Source organism: Methylocaldum sp. GT1BB (genome assembly GCF_051027545.1).
In the GTDB taxonomy this organism is placed as follows: domain Bacteria; phylum Pseudomonadota; class Gammaproteobacteria; order Methylococcales; family Methylococcaceae; genus Methylocaldum.
Genome location: NZ_CP194902.1, coordinates 1,862,120 through 1,882,440, shown reverse-complemented (window position 1 = coordinate 1,882,440; position 20,321 = coordinate 1,862,120). Strand labels below are relative to the sequence as shown.

Below are 20,321 nucleotides of genomic sequence, written 5' to 3'. Positions count from 1 at the left end.
CTGATCGTGCGATAACCTCCATATTGGCGTAAGCCATTTGAGTACGGAAGCGGCGAATATCTCAAAAACACGATCGATGAGTCCTGGGCGCCTCGAATCTGCCGACCTGGTGGTACATCAGCACGGAGATCGGCGGCTTTTTCACGCTCTGTTGGCAACATCCCCGCTTTCCCAGTTGTTCGAGGTACGTCAGCGGGATTCCGGACCGGCCTGCATGGCGGCCGACTCCAACAGCCCAGCCGCCGCCAGCGCATCGATTTCCGCCAGCACCAAGGACTCGGTGAGTTCCACCCTTCGTAAGGCGATCTCGGTACGCGAACGGGTGGCGTCCAAGAGTTCGAGGAGGCTCCCCTTGCCGAACCGGTAAGCATCCTCCGCCATCTCTTTCAACTGGGGTAGACGCCCCGCCACATCCCGTTCGAACCGGACGAGGTTCTCCCGATTTGTCAGCAACACCCCCGCTGCGCGCTCCAATTCCGCCAGGATCGCATACAACAGGGCCTGCCGCTCGAAGGTGGCCGTACGCTTCTCCGCCTTGGCCCTGGCGATGGGACCCTGGCCATAATCGAAAATGGGTACTTCCACGGAAAGGCCGGCAAAGGAGGCTAGCCCGTAAGGATTGTTGGTCCAGACATTGCCCACGCTGATCACCGGGGTGGGCCAACGCTCCCGCTTGGCCTTTTCGATGCCGGCCTCGGCGGCTTCCTCCTGCCGGCGGGCGGCGTTCACGGCGGGGTTCATGGCTTCGGCCTGCTGCTTCAGGGCGGCAAGGTCGACGCTCACCCCGAGCGGCTGCAGCATTCCCTCCGCCCTGGGTTTCCAGCCGGGCAGGCTCAGCGTGGTTCCGATCTGACCGGACAGGTCGAGCATCTCCGCCCGTACCTGCTCGGTTCGGGCGCGAAGATCCGCCGCTTCGACGTCCATACGCACCACTTCGTAGCGGCTGGCGGCGCCGGATTCCGCGCGGCCGGTCACGATAGCTTTGAGCCGATCCAGCTCGCCTTCGGTCTGCTCCAATGCGACGCGCTTTTCCTGAGCCGCCAGCAATTTCACGAACAGTTGCCAAGCGTCTTTCAAGAATCCCGCATAGGCATTGAGAACTTGCGCCTCCGCCGCCGTCACGCCCCGCTCCGCCGCCTCCCGTCGGGCGGGGCGCTGGCCGGCGATGAGTACCGGGATGTCCAGCTGGGCCTGTTGCTGCTGGCTGCCGTCGAACAAGGTGTTGACGCCCCCCAGGAGATCGTAGCGGCCGTAACTGACCACGGGATTGGGCAGAACGCCCGCCGCCACTACGTCGGACCGGGCGATGTCGATGCGGGTGCGCTCCGCCTGAAGGCGCGGGCTTTTTTCCCTAAGGATCTGCACCAACTGCTCCAGATTCACCGATTCAGGCAAGACGGACGTTTCCGCATGGGCGCCGGAGAAGCCGGCGAACATACATAATACCCATCCCGCCCACCATTGGCGGAGGATCATCCGTTTTCGCATCATAGTTCGTCTTGTTCCTCAGGCGTCAAAAGCCGCTTGGGCGTCAGATAGGTGTAGAAGACCGGCAGCACGAACAGCGCGACCAAGAGGGTCGTCACCATGCCTCCGACGATGACCATAGCGAAAGGTTTCTGGGTTTCGCTGCCGACGCCGGTGGACAGGGCCATGGGCAACAGGCCGAACAGGGCCAGCAATGAGGCCATGAGAATGGCGCGCAGGCGTTCCCGCGCACCCGCCAGAATGGCCGGCACCAGTTCCTCTCCGGCACGGCGGCGGCCTTCGATGGCGCTCAGGATGAGCAAGCCCATGAGTGAGACCTGTCCGAGCAGGGCGATGAACCCCACGGCCGCGCTGATGGACAAGGCGATATCGGTCAGCAGCAGCGCGAACACGCCCCCGGTCAGGGCGAATGGTACCGTCAGCATGATCACTGCGGCGCTGCGGCCGGAGCTGAGCGCCCCGTACAACAGCGCCATGACGATAACCACGGCGACGGGAACCACCAGTCGCAGGCGCGCCATCGCACGCTGCTGGTTCTCGAATTCGCCGGTCCACTCAAAGGAATGGCCTTCGGGCGGCTTGACCCGCTCGCTCACCACGCGCATGGCGTCGTTCACCACCGAGCCCAGGTCGCGGCCGTCCACGTTGAACTTAAGAGCAAGGAAGCGGCTGTTCTCCTCCCGGAATACAGAAGCCGGCCCCATGGCGACCTGGATATCCGCCAGATCGACGAGGGGAATGTGCGCGTCTGCCGGGGTTTCCACGGTGATTTGCTCGATTCTCTTAGGGTCGGCCTTTTCGGCGAAGGGAAGACTGACCCGGATGGGTACCGGGCGTTCCTTTTCCCACAGCTCGGTCACCACTTGGCCGGCCAGCGCGGCTTCGACGGTTTCTTGCGCCGTTTTTACGCTGATGCCGTTCCTGGCCAGGGCTGGCCGATCCAGCTTGATCTGGAGTTGGGGCACGACGGCGTCCCGGTAAAGGTCGAGATCGACGATACCCGGCACCTCCCGCAGCGCCGCCTTGACCCGCAGCAAGGTGGCGCGCATGGCCTCGAAATCGTCGCCGAACAGTTTGAGAACCACCTGGCCGCGCGCGCCGGCGAGGGATTCCTCGACGGTATCTCGGATGGGTTGGGAGAAATTGAAGATCACCCCCGGAATCTGATTCAGATTTTCCCGCATGGAATCGATGAGACGGTCCTTGTCCAAGCCATTCCGCCATTCGTCCCGAGGTTTGAGCAGGACCGTCACCTTGCCGAGATTGACGGTTTCATTGTCGGTCCCCGCCTCGGGACGACCCTGTTCGCTCAACGCTCCGCGCACCTCGGGGAAGGTGAGCAGCCGCTTACGGATTTCCTCGATGGTGGCCTGCCCCTGTTCCAGAGAGATGCTCGGAGGCATTTCCGCGAAGATGAACATATCCCCCTCGTCCAGTTCCGGCAGGAATTCGGTGCCGAGGCGGCTGCCCGCTAGGCTGCCGAGGGCCAGCAAAACGAGCGCCAAGCCGATCGCCGCCCGCCGCCGGGTCAGGAGCCACGCCAGCAGGTTGATGTAGGTATTGCGCAGTTTTTCCAGGAATGCCGGTTCCTCGCCCTTGACATGCTCGGTTTTGAGCAGCAGCGCGCAGAGCGCCGGGACCACGGTGAAGGCGAACACCAGAGCGCTGACCAGAGCGAAACTGTAGGTGAGAGCCAGCGGCTGAAAGATGCGCCCCTCGACCCGTTGCAGGGTGAACACCGGAATCAATGCGGCGATGATGATCATCATGGCGTAGAAGGTCGGCTGCCCCACATCCAGCGCGGCGCGGATGATCAGCGCCAAGCGTTCGCGCCGGGTCTTGGGTTTGTGTTCCTGAATCTGATGGATCACGTTTTCCACCAGAACCACGGCGCCGTCCACCAGAATGCCGAAATCGATGGCACCCATGGAAATCAGATTGGCGGACATACCCAGCGCATAGAGACCCGTGAAGGCCGCCAGCAGGGACAGGGGAATGATCGCAGCCACGATCAGCGAGCCGCGCAGGCTCCTAAGAAACAGCCAGACCAGCCCTACGATGAAGACGAAGCCGTGCAGGAGATTGTCCTGCACGGTCTCCAGCGTCTTCCCGATCAGGCTGCTGCGGTCGTAGAGAACTTCGATCCGCATGCCTTCGGGCAGGACGCTCCGGTTGATTTCCTCCGCCTTGTCGTGGAGAGCGTCCAGAACCAGGGTGGGGTTCTGGCCACGCCTGAGCAGCACGATGCCTTCCACATCCTCCCGGTTTTCATCGAGCGCGACGGAGCCGCGGCGAGGGGTATGTGACTGGAGCACACGGGCGACATCGCCCACGGTGACCGGGGTTCCTCTCTCGCTGCGCAGAACGATCTTCCTGATATCGTCCGCGCTCAGCAAATACCCGATGCCGCGGATCACCAATTCCTGGTCGCCCTGCGGGAGAAATCCGCCCCCCACGTTAAGGTTGGATTGCGCTAGGGCCTCGGCCACGTCCCGGATGGAGAGTCCGTAGGCATTCAGCCGCGCGGGGTCGGCTTCGACGTGCAGTTCCTTGTAAAAACCGCCGAAGGTGAAGACGTCGGCGACCCCGGGAATCCGCCGGAAGAGCTTCGCGACATTCCACTCCTGTTCCGAGCGCAGCTCATAGAGCGTATGGCGGTCGCTGGTGAGCCGGTAGATGAAAATCTTCCCTAGAGGCGTCGCATCGGGCGCCAGCACGGGCACGATGCCGTCCGGCAGATCGGCGGTGCCCAAACGTTCGGAGGTCAGCAGACGGGCCTTGAAACTGTCGAATTTGTCCTCGAAGGTCAGGATCAGCATCGACAGCCCGAAATAGGTCTCGCTGCGCAGACCGGTCATGCCGGGGGTGCCGTTCAGTGCGCGCTCCAGAGGAACCGTTACCTGCCGCTCCATTTCTTCCGGCGCAAGGCCGGGTCCCTGGGCGATGACGAAGACCTGGACGTCGGTCACGTCCGGATAGGCTTCGATGGGCGTATTCAAATAGGCGCGGACACCGAACAGGGCGAATGCCAGGGTGAGTGCCACCACCGCGACGCGGCGGTGCACGCAATGCTCGATCAGGGTTCGCAACATGCCGGATTTCTTACAACAGTTGCTCGGCTTCGCCGTCGAGCAGCAAGGCGCCGCGCACGACCACCCGTTCGCCCGGCCGGAGGCCGTCCAGCACCGGCACCCGGCCCTCCGAGGACACGCCTACGGTAACCGGGCGTTGCTCGTACACGCCCTCGGCGGTTTCCACATAGACCACCGTGCGTTGGCCGTTTTTGACTAATACGGCGGAACTGGGCAACAGCACCCGCTCGACTTGGCGAGGCCGAATCGCCACCCGCGCGTACATGCCGGGCCGGAGGCTCGGTGCCGATTCGCTCAGCGTGATGTACACCGGAGCCCGGCGCTGCTCGTCCGCGAACACGGCTCCCAAGGCCGTGACTTTGCCTCGGAGCGGACGGGTCGGCGACACCGAGATCTCCACATTGGTCTCGTCGCCTTCTCCTAACAAGGAGAGGTCCCGCTCGAATACCTCGGCCACGATCCACAGGGCGCCCGCATCACCCAGTTCCACCAGGGCTTCGCCGCCCGGTTCCACCGCCGCCCCCACTGTGGTTTTCAAATTCAGCACGGTTCCGGCGATAGGCGCCTTGACGGCGACCTGTGCGCCATCCCCCTTACCCAATAGTTGCGCAGCGCGGCTGGCCCGGTCGAACTCGGCCTTCGCTTCCGTGAGCTGCCGGTCCGCCTCCAGTTTTTCCAGTTCCAGACCGACCCCCCGCGCCAGCATCTGCACCTGGCGCCGCGCAGTCTCCTCGGCCAACTTCAGGCCCGCCCGCGCGGTCGAGAGCGCCGCGCGGGCGGCGGCGGCATCGGGGCTATGCAGCACCATCAGCACGTCGCCGGCACGCACCTTGTCACCGGCCTGCACCCGGATGGCGGCCACCCGTCCGGCGACCTGAGTGCCAACGCCGGATACCGCCTGTTGGCGAAACTCGACCCGGCCCGGCGCCCGCACCGGCTCGGTCGGTTGCAGGACAGAAACCGGCTCGACGGTCAGGAAAGGGCGAGACTCGGTCCGAATGCGGACGGTTTTGGTCTTCGAAGTCGGTTCATCGGGGATTGCCTGGCCGGGTTGAGCATCCGTCTCCGGCTGGGATTTTCGATCATCGGATGATGTACACCCGGCAACGGCCGACAAGATGAGCAATGGGACGAGATAGGCGCAACGAGAAATCGGCATGAGGATTCAAGGTCAGGGAAGTCATCCCTAGCCTTAAACAAAAGAAGTGCCAATTCCGCGCACCTCCGTGGAACGCCCGCCAGCGCAGGCGAACGGGATGGCTGGATACTTTGTATGGCGAAAGATACTGTTGCATTTTGCGGCATCCCTGTAGACTAACGCAGCAGTCAAGAATCTCTTTGGGGATCGAAGTCGAACCTTGCGTATCGTCACCAAACTCAGCCTGTCCCTGCTCGCTCTGAGCATGGCCGTATTCGGCGCCTACGGCGTCATTCACGTGCAGACCGAACGCAACGATCTGCACACCGCCCTGGAGCGGGAAACGCGCCTTCTGGCTTATGGTCTGCAAGTGGCCGTGGAAAATGCCCTGCGCGACCGGCAGCTCGAAGACGTGCGGGAACTGCTCCGTCAACTCGAGCGCATCGATCCTTCCGTGGATGTGCGCGTGTATATCCGTGACGGCCGCGTGGTCCGCTCCGACGCGGAATCCCTGCCTTGGGCCGCGCCGCTGGAAGCCGCCTTGCACGGTGCCGCCCTCGGGGGGGCGTCGCGATTGTTGTATTACCCGGATGCCGATCCCGAATTCATCGCGTTGTCACTCCCGTTTTCCGAAAAAGAAACTGCCGCCCACGGCAGCCTGGCGGTGGTGCGTTCATTGGAGGAACTCCGCCGCGATCTGCGCCGCACGGAGCGGGATATCCTGATTTCCCTCGCCTCGTTCGTCGCTTCGACCTCTCTGCTCTGTTTGGCACTGGGCCGGGTCTACATCTCCGGTCCGCTGCGAAGGCTCGGGGACGCCATGCGCCGGTTCCGGGGTGGGAACGATCCGCCCGATCCCCTGCCGATCGACCGTCGCGACGAATTGTCCGCCGTGGCCGAGGAATTCAACCGCATGGTGACGGAACTCTCGATGGCTCACCGCCGGCTGGATACCGAGACGGAAAAGCGGCGCCAACTGCAACGCGCCCTCCAGGAAGCCGACAAGCTGATCACCATCGGCCAGTTGTCGGCGGGGCTCGCCCATGAGATCGGCTCGCCGCTTCAAGTCGTCAACGGCCGGGCCAGAGCCCTGGCCGCGTGTGCCGACCGTCCCGAGGAAGTGCGACGCCTCGCGGACATTCTGGTCGCGCAGACCGACCGCATCACCCGCATCGTGCAACGGCTGCTGGAGTTCGCCCGCCGCCGACCACCAAACTTCGTGCGCATCGATGTAGCCTCCGTAATAGGCGACGTGCTCGACCTGCTGCGGCATGAAGCGGGCCGCCGCCGTATCGAGCTGAAGTTCGAGCACCCCGATCTCCTGCCGCCCGCCCGCGTCAATGCCGACGGCGTGCAGCAGATCATCTTGAATCTGGTCGGCAATGCATTGGCGGCGACCGAAGACGGGGGCGTGATAACCGTCGATTTGCGGGAAAGCGCCATGGTAACCAACGATACCGAAGTTCCGGCGCTACGGCTGATCGTGGCAGATACAGGCAGCGGCATTGCACCGGAGCACCTGCCGCGCCTGTTCGAGCCTTTTTTCACCACCCGCGGCGGCCGGGGCGGCACGGGTCTCGGGCTAGCGGTGGTAAAGACGATCGTCACGGAGCATGACGGCACGATCGCCGCCGAATCCAAAATGGATAAGGGCAGCCGCTTCACCGTCCATTTGCCCTTGAACGGGCCATCTCGTCTTAAGGAGGCAGTATGAAATCCGATCGGAATCGGCGTCTGCTGGTCGTGGACGACGATTCCGGCGTCGTGGACTTTCTGGTGGAGATGTTGAAGCAGGCCCGATACTCGGCGCTCGGCGTGACCGATGCCGGCCAGGCCTTGGACGCCCTCGCCGAAGAACCCTTCGACCTGGTGATCACCGACGTGGAAATGCCCGGCATGCGCGGCCTGGACCTCATGGCTGCGATTCATGAGAAGCGTCCCGATCAGTTGGTGCTGTTGATGACCGCTTTCGGCAGCATCGATCTGGCCATGCAGAGCGTTCGGGCCGGCGCCTGTGACTTCCTGGCCAAGCCGTTCCGCATCGAGGAGCTCTACGCCTCCGTGGAACGGGCCTTGCGCGACCGGCAGATGCGCCGGACGGCGGTGCGGGTGGGTGCGCCGGATACGGTTACGGAGACGGGCGAACTCGGCTTCACCGCCCGGAGCCCTCGGATGCAACAAGTATTGAAGCTGGCGAAACGGGCGGCGGCCGTGACCTCGACCGTGTTGTTGGCGGGCGAGAGCGGCACCGGCAAAAGCGCCATTGCCCGCTGGATTCACGAACTGAGCCCGCGCCGGACAGGCCCGTTCATGTCCGTCAATTGCGCTGCGCTGCCGCAGACCCTGGTGGAAAGCGAGTTGTTCGGCGCGCGCAAGGGCGCCTACACCGACGCCCGCCAGGATCGGCCCGGTCTGTTTGCCCAGGCCAACGGCGGCACCTTGTTCCTGGACGAGATCGCCGAACTGCCACTGGAGGTGCAGCCTAAACTGCTACAGGCGCTGGAAGCGGGAACGATCCGTCCTCTCGGCCACACACGGGAAACCGTGGTGGACGTGCGGCTGATTGCCGCCACCAATCAGCCGCTGGAACAGCGGGTCAATGAGCGGCTGTTCCGGGCCGATCTTTATCATCGCATCAATGTGATCCGGCTGGAGATACCGCCTTTGCGGGAACGGACGGAGGATATCGACGACCTGGTGGATGTCCTCATTCGGCGGATCGGCTTGCGCCTCCGGAAGCCCTCGCCGGCGGTGTCGGTAGATGCCCTGCGTTGGATCCGCGCCTACCGCTGGCCCGGCAACGTGCGGGAACTCGCCAACACCCTGGAGCGGGCCATCGCCCTGGCGGAACACGACACTCTGCTGCTCGAGGATCTGGCGCAGGCGTCGCGTCTGCCGGGAAACGATCATTTCCTGCACGACGCCCTGGCCCGCGGCTGGACCCTGGAGGACGTGCAACGGGCCTACATTCGGCACGTGCTGGATGCGACCGGCGGCAACAAGATCCAGGCCGCGCGCATTCTGGGCGTGGACCGGAGCACGCTGTATCGTAAGTTAGGATGAACCGTTCGGCGAAGGATTGAGCTCGATCGTCTCGCCAATATGGACAAAAATCGCGGCCTGGCCTTTCAGCTCATAAACCACGCCTATTGAAAAAGGCTCCGCAGCAATAACGCCAAGCCATAACACACGCTGGTCGTTATCGCCGCAAGACCCAGTGCGAGCCAGAAATTCAGCGCGCATTCCAGCAGCAGAGGCAAGATCCAGAAGAAGGCCAGCGAAGGCAGCACCAGCCAGACGATTTGCCGCGAAAGCTCGGTTATCAGCTCGGTATCCCCGGTGTCGACATAGAGCCAGATGAGGGCCAGGATCGACGTGACGGGCAGGGAAGCAATGAGGGCGGCAACTAGACTACTCCGTTTCGCCGTCTCGGAAATGGCCGCGATCAGGAGGGCGGATATCAAGACCTTGATGGTGAAGTGCATGGGCTGTTTTTGTCGGCGTTCTGGACGAGGGCCGAGTGAGTATGCCAAAGTCTGGCGGCCGCGCAGCACTTCACGAACACACGCTCAGGGTTGATGTGCGGATAGGGATCTGGGTTCATGCAGTTGCGAGACCAGTATCTTGTCCACCCGGTTGCCGTCCATGTCGACGACTTCGAGCCGCAAGTCCTCGAATTCGAAACAGTCGGTGGCCTTGGGCACCCGGCCAAGTCGCAGCATGACGAAACCGCCTACGGTGTTGAAGCGTCCGTCGCGTTCCTCCGGCAATTCGTCCAGATCGAACAGTTCCTTCAGACGGTCGATGTCCACCATGCCGTCGATCAGCCAGGAACCGTCGTCCCGGCGGACGATGTCCGGTCGGTCCGCCCGCCCCCCGGCGGGCAAATCGCCGACGATAGCCTCTAAAACATCGCCAAGGGCCACCAGTCCATCGATTTCGCCGTATTCATCCACCACCAGCGCCGTGTGGAGATGGGATTTCCTGAACTCTTCCAGCAATTCCATGAGTGTCAGGGAATCCGGCACGAACAGCTCGTTGACCGCGATGGCGCGCAAGTCCGGCCGATCCCCCTGAAGCACACGATCCAACAGGTCCTTGGTTTTCACGAAGCCGACGATGTTGTCCAGACCGTCGTTGCACAAGGGCAAAACCCAGTGGGTGTGTTCCAGGATGCGCCTGCGGTTTTCCTCGAAGGGCTTCTGGAGATCGAGACAGACGATGTCCTTGCGCGGGGTCATGATGGCACCCACCTTGCGGTCACCCAGGCGGAGGATGTTTTCCATGAATTGTTGCTCCGCTTCTTCGAAAACCCCTTCCTCGGTACCCTGCTCCAGCAAGATCTTGATTTCTTCCTCGGTGACCGTGGGCTCCTTTTTCGGTTTGATCCGCAGCAGCCACAACACCAGTTCCGTGGAGAGGCTGAGCAGTTTCACGGCCGGCAGCAACACCAGGGACAGCCCGTGCATGGGCCTGGCGATCCACGCGGCGATGTACTCGGGGAAATTGAGGGCGAGGCGTTTCGGCACCAGTTCTCCGACGATCAGGGAGAGATAGGTGATGACGACCACGGTGACCGCCAGCGCCAGTTCCTCCGCATAAGGCGCGAGCTGCGGAATTTGCTCAAGGTAGGGTAACAGCGGCTCGGCAATGGCGTCCTCGCCCAAGGCGCCGCTCAGAATGCCGATGGAGGTGATGCCGACCTGGATGGTCGACAGGAACCGGGTCGGTTGCTCGGCCAGTTCCAGGGCCTTGGCCGCCCCGCCGCTCCCGCCCTCCGCCAACTGCTGCAAGCGCACCCTGCGGGCGGACACAATGGCCATTTCCGACATCGCGAATATGCCATTCAAGAAAATCAACAATAAAATCAAACCGAATTCAAAAGCCATTCGTTAAATACTCAAACCAAAAAAAATCGTAGCTGTTGATCTGGAAGCTGTCTTCAAACTGCCGCGCGTCGCCATACCGGCTTTGCTCAAGGGCTCGAAATGCGGATGAAAAACATCCCTGTTTCTCACTCACCACATCTCTGTGGTTCGCCCCTATGGGCGGCCAAGCCGTGCACCAATTTGCCGGGAGCAAATCGGAACGTGCGAAGCACGACCCGGAGGACGAGCCTCAAGGAAGAGGCGAGTAAATCGACCTCGCCACGCTACGCTGTCCCGCTTCGCTCGCGAGTCCGGGGCAGCCCGTCCCTGGCCTGCCCGCTCGCCGCGTTGCGCCTCGCCCTGCCGATTTGTCACCTTGCCGGGTGCGCTATTGCGCGTCCCATTTCTCTCCATGGACTCTACCAATCCAACGGCTTGTCATCATTTAGTAATGACACCGTAAATTAATCGTCAACGATATGTAACAGTGCTCGCCTATCGTCACGCTCTCAAGCATCTGGTTGGGCTAAAGCTACGAGCAGTGTAATGATGAGCGACCGACAATCTCACATTCAGCGGGAAAGCGCCGGCGGTAAGCCATCAAATTACCGATCTGGTAATCCCACCTTCCGATCGATTTCGGCAAAGCGCCCGATTCAGAGCATGGTTTTAAGAGGTGGCACGGCGCGTGCCCTCTCATCCGGCCTTTTGGAGCAATCAGGCACATTCAACGCGCTCTTGGCAATCCCAGCGTCAAAACCCGGAGAACAGCCGTCCCTTCGCATCAATCCGTCGGTATTCAATGCGACACCGGTAATACGAACCGCTACCGCCACAACATCGGCCGAACACGCCGAAAAGCAGCTCATTCTCTGGAGTCCACCGCTAGCAGGCAGCCATTACGCAATCAACGCCAAACCCGCTCCCGGCGACGAACCGGAGCAGCAAATCGGCTCCGAGCATTACGGGATGTATCTTTTTCCGATGGCCCGCGCCACCTTGACCTCTCATGGCCTTCTTTGCGCTAACCGCCGATATCTTAGCCAGCGGCTGCTGCATCCCTGCACGATTATCGGCGGAAAGCGTCCGGTCGACCCGATATCGAAAAAAGTCGCCGCTTATGGCGTGACTATCATGGAAATCAAAAAAGACGGCGCAGGTGAATGGAGCGTAATACCCGGCAAATACAATCGACGGATCACCGACAGCACGCCGGTGGACATTGCGGGGCCGGCGCGAGGTTCCGGCTTGCTGAAAACCGAGTACAGCCCGGACGGAACCAAAACCCGCGGAGTCTTCGTCAATTGCGCCTATAGTTTCACGCCTTGGCGAACTTATCTGGTCTGCGAAAGAAACTGGGCCATATACTTTATCAACCGAACCGGTCGTCCGCGAGAACATGCGCGTTATGGCATCAATACCGGCGGCGTCCGCCGTGAGTGGAGCGAGGACGACAGCGGCACCGGCGAGCACGCCCGCTTCGATGCTTCGGCAAGAGGCGCCGACGCCACGGAAGATTATCGCAACGAACCAAACTGTCAGGGCTGGATTTTGGAGATCGACCCTTTCGATCCTGAAAGCACGCCCAAGAAACGTACCGCCATGGGACGGCTCGCCCATACCGGCGCCTGGCTGGCACCGGTGAAGGAGGGTCATCCGCTGGTCTGGTACATGAGCGATGACGACCCGGACGAGTACATCTACAAATTCGTCACCAAGGCTCGGTTCCACCGGCGAACCGCCAACGGCGACATGCTGGACGAGGGAACCTTGTACGCGGCACGGTTCAACGAGGATGGGACCGGCGACTGGCTGGCTCTGGACTTGGGCGATTCTTCCTTTCGAACCGCTGCCGCAGCTCGATCTGCGGTATTCAAGAACCAGGCCGATGTTCTAGTGAATACTCGTCTGGCGGCAGATGTAGTCGGAGCGACCGCGATGGACCGTCCGCAATGGCGTTCCGTCCATCCTCTATCCTGCGAGGTCTATCTCGCGATGACCGACGATCCCGACCGCACGGCACCAGGCACGCCGCGCGCCCCGAACAGCTGCGGCCACATCGTTCGCTGGAGCGAACAAGACAATCGCTCCTTTGCCACGAAATTCAAATGGGATCTCTTCGCAATTGCGCCCGAGAGCGACGCCCCCGCGCAGTCCGAGGCTCATGGTCCGGAGCGCTTGCCCAAGCGGACGGCTTCGCCGGCCTGAGCAACGTACGGATCGTTCCCTGAAAGTCTTCCCGTCCCGCGCATCCGCTTAGGTGGACGAATCGCCGGAAAACTGGCTCAACGCGCGTTGGGCGTCCTCGCGACCGATGTAGTCGCCTTCGGTCCTAACGGCCTTTTCCAGGCGCTCCTTGGCCAGGGCCTTATCACCCGCCTGGAGGTACACCATGCCGAGGTGATACTGGAAAATGGGTACCTCGGGCGCCTGCGCCACGGCCTTTTCCAACAGCCCCCGCGCCGTCGTCAACTCGCCCAACTGCCGGTAAATCCAACCGAGCGTGTCGAGGAACGCGGGCTCGGTCGCCGTCTCGAACCGCTGGGCCAACGCCAGCGCCCGCTGGAGTTTGTCGCGGTCGGCCGCATCCAGGCTGAGCAGGGCGGCCAGGTTGTTGCGCGCCAGCGCGTCATTCGGGTTGCGGGCCAGGATCGCCTCATATTCCGCCATGGCCCCCGCCCAGTCCTTGCTGCGCTCCAGGACCCTGGCCAGTCCCATCCGCGCCGCGCGGTCCTCGGGCGCCGCCGCCAGTGCCCGCCGGTAGGCCGTTGCCGCGCCCTTCAGGTCCTTTTTCTGCTCATGGACCGCGGCAAGGTTGTGGTACGGCAGCCGCCATTGGGGATGGATCTCGATCGCCCGCTCAAAGGCTTGGATGGCCTCCGTCTCCTGTTTCCGCGCCAGATGGTAGAGCCCCAGTAACTGGTGGGCGGTCGGGTGCTTCGGATCGTCCTTCAGGGCTTTCCGGATCCGCGCCAGCGCCTTCTCCGGCTGCTGCGCGGCGAGGTGGAGCCCGACGATGGCCTTCAAGGGCTCGTAGTCGTTTTGGGCGCGGGAAAGCGCCGTTTCGTATTCCGCCAGCGCCGCCTCGGGCTGTTTCCGGCTTTGGTAGAGTTGGCCCAGGCGGAACGGCCCGACGGCTTTATCGGGGAAGCGGTCCTTGATCTCCTTGAGGAGCGGCTCCAGGGCGTCCGTCTGCTGGCTCGCCACCAGCAGGTCCGCCTTGAGGTTGAGCCCGTCGAGGTGCTTCGGCTGTTGCTTGAGGAATTCGTTGAGCTTGTCGAGGGCCAGGCTGGGGTTTTTCTGCCCGACCAGGAATTCGACCAGCAGTTTCCTCAGCCGGTAGTCCGCAGGGTTCACGGCCACCGCCTTGTCCAGTTGTTCCTGGGCCAGGGCGGGCTTGCCGTCCAGGAGATAGGCCTGGGCCAGCCGGGTCAGCACCTCGGTCGACTCCGGCTGATCTTTCAACAAGGCCCGGAACGCGGCGATGGCGTCCTGGGCTTCCCGCCGCGCCAGCGCCAGCCGGCCTTCAAGCGATAGCGCCGGATGGTCTTTGGGGTTTTCCGCCAGCACCTGTTTCACCAGGTCCCGCGCCTCGTCGCTCCGCCCGCGCTTCGCCAAAAGCTCCGCCAGCTGCGTCATGGCCTTGAAGCCGTCCGGCTGGTTTTCGTGGTCGGCGATCAGGGCGCGGTAGACGCTTTCCGCCTGATCGGCCTCGCCGAGCTGTTGGTGCACCTGGGCGAGCCCGAAGCGCAGGGCGGTGAGCGTCGGGCGGGCCGCGATGACCGCGGTCAGTTCGCTGACCGCCCGCGCCCCGTCGCCGCGCTTCACGAAAAACTCGGCGAGCCACAGCGGTGCTCTCGGGTCCTCGGGGAAGTCCTTCTGGGCGGTGCGGAGCGTTGCTTCCGCGGCGTCGAAGCGACGCTGCTTGAGGTAAAGTTCGGTCAGCAGCCCCCGGTGTTCGAGGCGGTCGGGTTGGGCCGCGATCAGGGCCTTGAGGGTCTCTTCCGCCGCCTCCGCCTGGCCCTGTTGCTGGTGCAGCCTCGCCAGCGCCATCAGCAGCGCCGGCTGGTTCGGCTGGATCTTGAGCCCGGTTTCGAGCACCCCGATCGCTTCGGCCGGCTGTCCTTGCTGGGCCCAATGGAGGGCCAGCACCAGATAGGGGTCGGGCCGGGCCGGCTGCTCCGCCACGATCGCCTCCAGTTGCGCCCGCATCGACGCGCTGTCCCCCTGGAGGTTCGCGATCGCCGCCTTCAGCATCCGCACTTCGAGGTCCGAGGGCCGTTCCTCGGCCACCGGCCCCAGGAGTTCCTGGGCTTTCGCGGCGTCCTTCGCCAGCAGGTAGAACTTCGCCAGTTTGAGCTGGGCGTCGCGGTGGGTCGGGTCGAGTTCGACCGCCTTTTGATAGAGGGCGAACGCCTCGCGCCAGTGCTTCTGGTCTTCTTCGATCCGGCCCAGGTAGAAATAGGGGCTCGCGGCCTTGGGGTCGATCTGCAGGACGTTCTTGAACTCGACCTTGGCCTTGTCCAGATTCTGCGCCTCGACATACTGGAGGCCGCGCGCCAGGTGCGCGGCCTTGCGCTCCTCCGCCCCGCCGCACGCGGTCAACACCCAGGCCACCACCACCCAGGCCGGAACGGGCCGAACCAGACTCAATTTCATAAACGCTCCCTAGCTCGATAGAGACAGCATTGCAGAAAAATCAGGTAGGCTAGGTGGTACATAAGCAACACCGACAGCCCACCGTCTAAGCCGAATATGACAGCATGGCTTCATGTCAGCTTTGTGAAACGGTGTTCCGTCGTTGGAACGGAACTGTAACAATCGTCTGTTAGCGTAATGCTGGATAGGCGACAAGAAGCTGTCTTCAAACGTCACGAGCGACGTCAGGGCAAAGCGCGAAAGGGCGACCCGAAGCGGCGGGACCCGCGGAGGGAACAGCCGTTAGGCTGGCCCGCAGGGCGAGCCCCAGGGATGGGGCGAGTCAAAACCGGAGTGTACAGAGGAGTACATGCGGATTTTAAGCCCTTGAGCAACGAAAGCATGGCGGCGCGCAGTAGTTTGAAGACAGCTTCTAAGACGGACCCATCGTCTGAATCGTCGGGCGAGTATTGCCCGCTGTTCCTTCATTTTCGTATTTCTCTGCGTCACAGCTCCTATGTATCTCCAATTGCTCAAATTTGCAGCACTCTTGGCATTCGCTACCGGCGCACTCGGAAATGGCGAAAATTCGCCGCCCCTGATAGAAAGCCACAGGGACTACCGCATTGTCCCCGGAGACGTGCTGGAGATTTCGGTGTGGCGCGAGGAGGGCCTCACCAAACAGGTCCTGGTCCGCGCCGACGGCGGCCTCTCCTTCCCCCTGGTCGGCGACCTCGCGGCCGGCGGCCTCACCGTCGAGGACGTCCGCGCCACCGTCACCGATCGCTTGAGCGAGTACCTCGCCGACCCGGTCGTCTCGGTATCGGTGATCACCACCAGCCAGAAGATTTATGTGGTCGGCAAGGTCAATAAACCCGGCGAGTTCGTCACCCCCGGCCGGGTCACCGTGATGCACGCCCTGGCGCTCGCCGGCGGGCTCACCCCTTTCGCCGACCGCGACGACATCACCATCCTCCGCCAACGGGGCGATCAGACCACGCCCCTGCCGTTCGATTACGACGCCGTGGCCGCCGGCGAGGACCTGGAGCAGAACATTCTGCTGATGAACGGCGACGTCGTGGTTGTCCGTTGAGGCGCCGGGCCCGCGTGAGGCGCGATCCGGCCGGCCCCAGGCGCGCGCGAGGCGGCTGAGCATGCGGGGGACGATTCAGCGGCTGGCCTGGGCCGGCGTGGGGCTCGGTATGGCCGTCGCCCGCCCGAGCTTCGGCGTGGACTGGCACCTCGAGGCGGCGGCCAGCGTGAGCCAGCAGTATCATTCCAATATCCAGCTGTTGCCGGACCGGCTCGATCCTCAGGCGGTCTTCGGCACCGATCTCGGCTTCACCACCCAGCTCGTCGCGGCGGAACCTCACTGGCAGGTGAAGAGCCGGGCGCGCCTGCAAAATCTTTTTTATACGCCGATCGACGCCATCGACACCCAGAATCAGTATCTGGACCTCGATGCCCATTATGCGACCGAGCGGTCGCGCTGGGCGCTCACGGTGAACCATACCGATGACGCCCTGCTGTCGTCGCAGTCCGATGTCCTGGTCGGAATCGTGTTGACCCGCGTGCAGCGGGCTGAAACCACCGTCGCCCCGTCCTGGACCTATGCGCTGGACGAGCGCACCCGGCTGACCCTGGGCTATGCGTATCAGGCCTCGGATTACGAGGCCCGGGCTGGGTTCGCCTTTGTCAGTTCGACCGCGCATACGGCGTCGTCCGGACTCGAGCATCAGCTGACCGAACGCTTGTTGCTCTCGGGGACGCTGGCTTATACCGCCTATCGCGCCGACCGGCGCGCGATCGATTATCTCAACGCCCTGGCGGGCTTTCAGTACGCCCTGACCGAGACGCTCGAGGTCGGCGTCTCCGGCGGCGGTCAGTTCAGCGATTCGGAGACTCAATTGGAAACCTTGCGCCTCGACGGTTTTCAGATCGTCAGCCTGGACCCGCTGCTGCTGGTGCCGGTCACGGTCCGGGAGACGGTCACGCTCAAGGACCGCCAGTTCGGCCCCTTGGTCACCGCGAGCGCGCGGCAGCGCTTCGACACCGGGGACGTCGAGCTGAATTACGCCCATCAGATCAGCCCTTCGATCAACGGCACCCTGTTCGAGTCGGATCGGGTGACGGTCACGGCCCGCCGGCAGGTGTCGGAGCGCCTGAACGCCGCCCTGAATCTGTCCTACACCGATCAGTCGCTGCCCGATGCGAACGGCGATCGCCTGACCCAGGCGTATTACCGGATCGGCGGCGATCTGTCTTATGCCGTGACCGAGCGCTGGCGCCTCGGCGCGTCGTATCAGTACACCCTCCGCGATCTCGGGGAGCGCGGCGGTTTGTTTTCCGGCCGTCAGGAGGCCCATGCCGTCTTTGTGACGCTCAAGTACGACTTCGACCCATTCCAGTTTTGAGTTTGAGAGACCGATCAATGGAAGAAAAAGCACTCAGCGATTATCTCGCCACCTTTCGCCGCCATCGCGCCGCCTTCGGCGCGATTCTGGGCGGACTGTTCACGCTCGGCGTCCTGACCGCGCTGCTGTTGCCGCCGACCTACCGCTCGACCGCGACGATTCTGATCGAGGAGCAGGAGATCCCGTCCGACCTGGTCCGCTCCACCATCACGAGTTATGCCGCCGAGCGGCTGCAGATGATCAGCCAGCGGGTGATGACCCGCGCGCATCTCCTGACGATCGTCGAGAAGTTCGATCTCTATGCGAAAGAGCGCCAGAAGAAGACCACCGACGAGATCGTCGAGATGATGCGCGAGGATATCGCCTTCCAGCCGATCAGCGCGGAGGTCATCGATCCCAAATCCGGCCATCCGACCAAGGCGACGATCGCTTTCAGCCTGTCCTACGACGGCCGCCATCCCGATACCGTGCAGCGGGTGGCCAACGAGATCACGTCGCTCTATCTCGAGGAGAATCTGAAGACGCGCACTCAGAAGACCCAGGAAGCCTCCGATTTCCTCACCGAGGAGGTCGAGCAGATCGGGGCCTACGTCACCGAGCTGGAACAGACGCTGGCGCAGTTCAAGGAAGCCCATCTGTACGCCCTGCCGGAGCAGAAGGCGCTGAATTTGCAGTTCCTGCAGCAGACCGAGCAGGAGCTTCAGTCGCTCGATCTGCAGCTTAGGACGCTCCAGGAGCGCGCCCTCTATCTGGACGCGGAGCTCTCGCAAATCGCCCCGGAGACGCCGATCGTATCGGGCACCGGGGAGCGCATTCTGAGCAAGCAGGACCGGTTGAAGCACCTTCAGACCGAGCTGGTCGCCCTGACCAGCCGGTATGCCGATAAGCATCCGGATGTCGTGAAGGCGCGGCGCGAGATCGAGGCCTTGGAGCGCGAACTCGGGCCGGTCGATCACGCGCTCGACACGGTCAAGACGCTCGCGCATCTGAAGGGGGAGTTGGCGGTGCTCGAGGACACCCATGCGCCCGATCACCCCGATGTCGTCGCCGTCACGGCCAAGATCGCCGCCTACGAAAAGGCCCTGGCCGAGCCTTCGGCCGAGACGACGGCGCGGGCGATCGCCGCCCGCCAGCCGGACAATCCGGCCTATGTGAATCTGTCCGCCCAGAAAGCCAGCACCCGCCAGGAGATCGAGGCGCTCAAACAGCGCCGGCTCGAGCTCGAGGCGAAGCTGGCCGATTACCAGGACCGGCTGCAGCGCACGCCGGACACCGAGCGCCAGTATCTGGCCCTGATGCGGGATTACGAGAACGCCGCCAACCGCTATCGGGAATTGAGGGCGAAGCAGATGGAGGCCCAGATCGGGGAGCAGCTGGAGCGCAAAAGCAAGGGCGAGCGCTTTTCCATCATCGAGCCGCCTTTGTTGCCGGAAAAGCCGATCAAGCCGAACCGCCCGGCGATCGTCATCCTCGGTCTGCTGTTGGGCCTCGCCGCCGCGGTCGGCACGATCGCGCTGCGCACCACCTTCGATCAGACCGTCCGCACCGCCCGGGCCGTCGCCGCCCTGGTCGGCACCGCCCCGCTCGCGGTGGTCCCGTATCTCACGACCGATGAGCTCGCGATCGATCAGAGCCGCCAGCGCCTGATCCTGGCCGGCCTCGGGTTCGGCGCCCTGCTCCTGACCGTGTGCCTGATCCATTGGTTCTGGACCCCGCTGGATGTGCTCTGGTTCCGGGGTCTTCGGAAGCTCGACACCGCCCTCGGCTAACCCTGTCTCTCTTTTTACCCGGAGTGCCCGTGATGGAATCGATTGCCCCTTCGTTCGCAACCCCCACCCCCGGTCCGCGCGGCGGATCGCCCGCGGCCCCGGCGCCCGCCGAGCGGATCGAGTACACGACCACCCGCTCGATCGAGGTCCGCCGCGAGGTGCTGCGCCGCCAGCGGCTCATCGCCGGCTACCCGCCCGGCCCCTATGTGGATGCCTATAAGGTGCTTCGCACCAAGGTCTTGCAGATCCTCCGCGAGCGCGGCTGGAACGCGCTCGCCGTCACCAGCCCCACCCCCCAGGCGGGCAAGACCGTCGCCGCGATCAACCTGGCCCTGAGCCTCGCCCTCGACGTCAGCCAGACCGTCCTCCTGGTCGATGCCAATCTCCGCCATCCGAGCGTCCACACCGCGTTCGGCTTCACCCCCCAGTACGGGCTCAGCGATTATCTCCTCGACGATGTGCCGATCGAGCGCCTGCTGATCAACCCCAAGGGCATCGGCCGCTTCGTCGTCCTGCCGGGCCACCGGCCCTTGCCCGATGCCTCGGAACTCCTCGCCTCGCCGAAGATGGCGCGCCTGGTGGACGAATTGAAGCACCGCTATCCGAGCCGCATCGTGGTGTTCGACCTGCCCCACTTGACCACCGCCGACGCCCTCGCCTTCGCCCCCCATGTCGACGCCGCCCTGCTGGTGCTCGAGGCCGGCCGCACCACCCACGCCGAACTCGAAGAGGCCCTCGCCCACCTCAACACCACCCCCCTCCTCGGCACCCTCCTCAACAAGGCCGAACCCGGACCGGGCAGCTGACGGCCCCACCGGCGGGAAAGGATGCCCGGCCTCAGTGATGTCCGGTCATCCCGTACATCGCCCAGTGCCGTTAAGTTAAACCGTCATTCCAATCGCAAACGGTCGTTC

At 63.4% G+C, this 20,321-nt stretch carries 13 protein-coding genes; 7 read left to right on the top strand and 6 right to left on the bottom strand.

Going from position 1 to position 20,321, the window contains the following annotated elements; genetic code table 11:
- Positions 1–189: 189 nt before the first annotated feature.
- From ACR2TX_RS09765 to ACR2TX_RS09755, 3 genes are read right to left on the bottom strand one after another with little or no spacing between them, the layout of a single operon-like run.
- On the bottom strand, positions 190–1,491 hold the full coding sequence (locus ACR2TX_RS09765) for a TolC family protein (RefSeq protein ID WP_434111421.1): 1,302 nt from the start codon (positions 1,489–1,491) through the stop codon (positions 190–192).
- Positions 1,488–4,580 (bottom strand): efflux RND transporter permease subunit, encoded by a 3,093-nt coding sequence (locus ACR2TX_RS09760; protein WP_077731963.1) that lies wholly within the window; start codon positions 4,578–4,580, stop codon positions 1,488–1,490. Before ACR2TX_RS09760 ends, ACR2TX_RS09765 begins: the two co-directional genes overlap by 4 nt.
- Positions 4,581–4,590: 10 nt before the next feature.
- Entirely contained in the window at positions 4,591–5,739 is a 1,149-nt protein-coding gene (locus ACR2TX_RS09755; protein WP_434131998.1) for an efflux RND transporter periplasmic adaptor subunit, read from the bottom strand.
- Between the two features lie 199 nt (positions 5,740–5,938).
- Here ACR2TX_RS09755 and ACR2TX_RS09750 point away from each other — a divergent pair, with 199 nt between their 5' ends.
- On the top strand, positions 5,939–7,432 hold the full coding sequence (locus ACR2TX_RS09750) for a sensor histidine kinase (RefSeq protein ID WP_434111417.1): 1,494 nt from the start codon (positions 5,939–5,941) through the stop codon (positions 7,430–7,432).
- Positions 7,429–8,781 (top strand): sigma-54-dependent transcriptional regulator, encoded by a 1,353-nt coding sequence (locus tag ACR2TX_RS09745; protein WP_434131995.1) that lies wholly within the window; start codon positions 7,429–7,431, stop codon positions 8,779–8,781. The genes ACR2TX_RS09750 and ACR2TX_RS09745 overlap by 4 nt, the downstream gene beginning before the upstream one ends.
- A gap of 83 nt (positions 8,782–8,864) precedes the next feature.
- Here the strand turns inward: ACR2TX_RS09745 and ACR2TX_RS09740 are convergent, their stop codons facing one another.
- Positions 8,865–9,203, bottom strand: a complete 339-nt coding sequence (locus ACR2TX_RS09740) for a DUF3147 family protein (protein ID WP_156882028.1) — start codon at positions 9,201–9,203, stop codon at positions 8,865–8,867.
- An 84-nt stretch (positions 9,204–9,287) separates the two neighbouring features.
- Entirely contained in the window at positions 9,288–10,607 is a 1,320-nt protein-coding gene (locus tag ACR2TX_RS09735; protein WP_434131993.1) for a hemolysin family protein, read from the bottom strand.
- 642 nt (positions 10,608–11,249) lie between these two features.
- On the opposite strand from ACR2TX_RS09735, the gene ACR2TX_RS09730 reads away from it, so the two are divergent.
- On the top strand, positions 11,250–12,794 hold the full coding sequence (locus ACR2TX_RS09730; RefSeq protein ID WP_434131990.1) for a PhoX family protein: 1,545 nt from the start codon (positions 11,250–11,252) through the stop codon (positions 12,792–12,794).
- Positions 12,795–12,842: 48 nt separating this feature from the next.
- Here the strand turns inward: ACR2TX_RS09730 and ACR2TX_RS09725 are convergent, their stop codons facing one another.
- Positions 12,843–15,245: a tetratricopeptide repeat protein gene (locus ACR2TX_RS09725; protein WP_434131989.1), complete on the bottom strand. Its 2,403-nt coding sequence runs from the start codon at positions 15,243–15,245 to the stop codon at positions 12,843–12,845.
- A 496-nt stretch (positions 15,246–15,741) separates the two neighbouring features.
- Between ACR2TX_RS09725 and ACR2TX_RS09720 the strand changes: the two genes are divergently transcribed.
- The 4 genes from ACR2TX_RS09720 (at position 15,742) to ACR2TX_RS09705 (ending at position 20,213) form a co-directional block, all read left to right on the top strand.
- A complete protein-coding gene (locus ACR2TX_RS09720) occupies positions 15,742–16,317 on the top strand; it encodes a polysaccharide biosynthesis/export family protein (protein ID WP_434131988.1) in 576 nt (191 codons plus the stop codon).
- Positions 16,318–16,378: 61 nt separating this feature from the next.
- Positions 16,379–17,638, top strand: a complete 1,260-nt coding sequence (locus ACR2TX_RS09715) for a hypothetical protein (RefSeq protein ID WP_086135646.1) — start codon at positions 16,379–16,381, stop codon at positions 17,636–17,638.
- A 17-nt stretch (positions 17,639–17,655) separates the two neighbouring features.
- Positions 17,656–19,407, top strand: a complete 1,752-nt coding sequence (locus tag ACR2TX_RS09710; RefSeq protein WP_434130549.1) for a GumC family protein — start codon at positions 17,656–17,658, stop codon at positions 19,405–19,407.
- 32 nt (positions 19,408–19,439) lie between these two features.
- The gene (locus ACR2TX_RS09705) at positions 19,440–20,213 is read left to right on the top strand and encodes a CpsD/CapB family tyrosine-protein kinase (RefSeq protein WP_240502682.1); all 774 of its coding nucleotides are present in this window, start codon (positions 19,440–19,442) and stop codon (positions 20,211–20,213) included.
- Positions 20,214–20,321 lie beyond the last annotated feature (108 nt).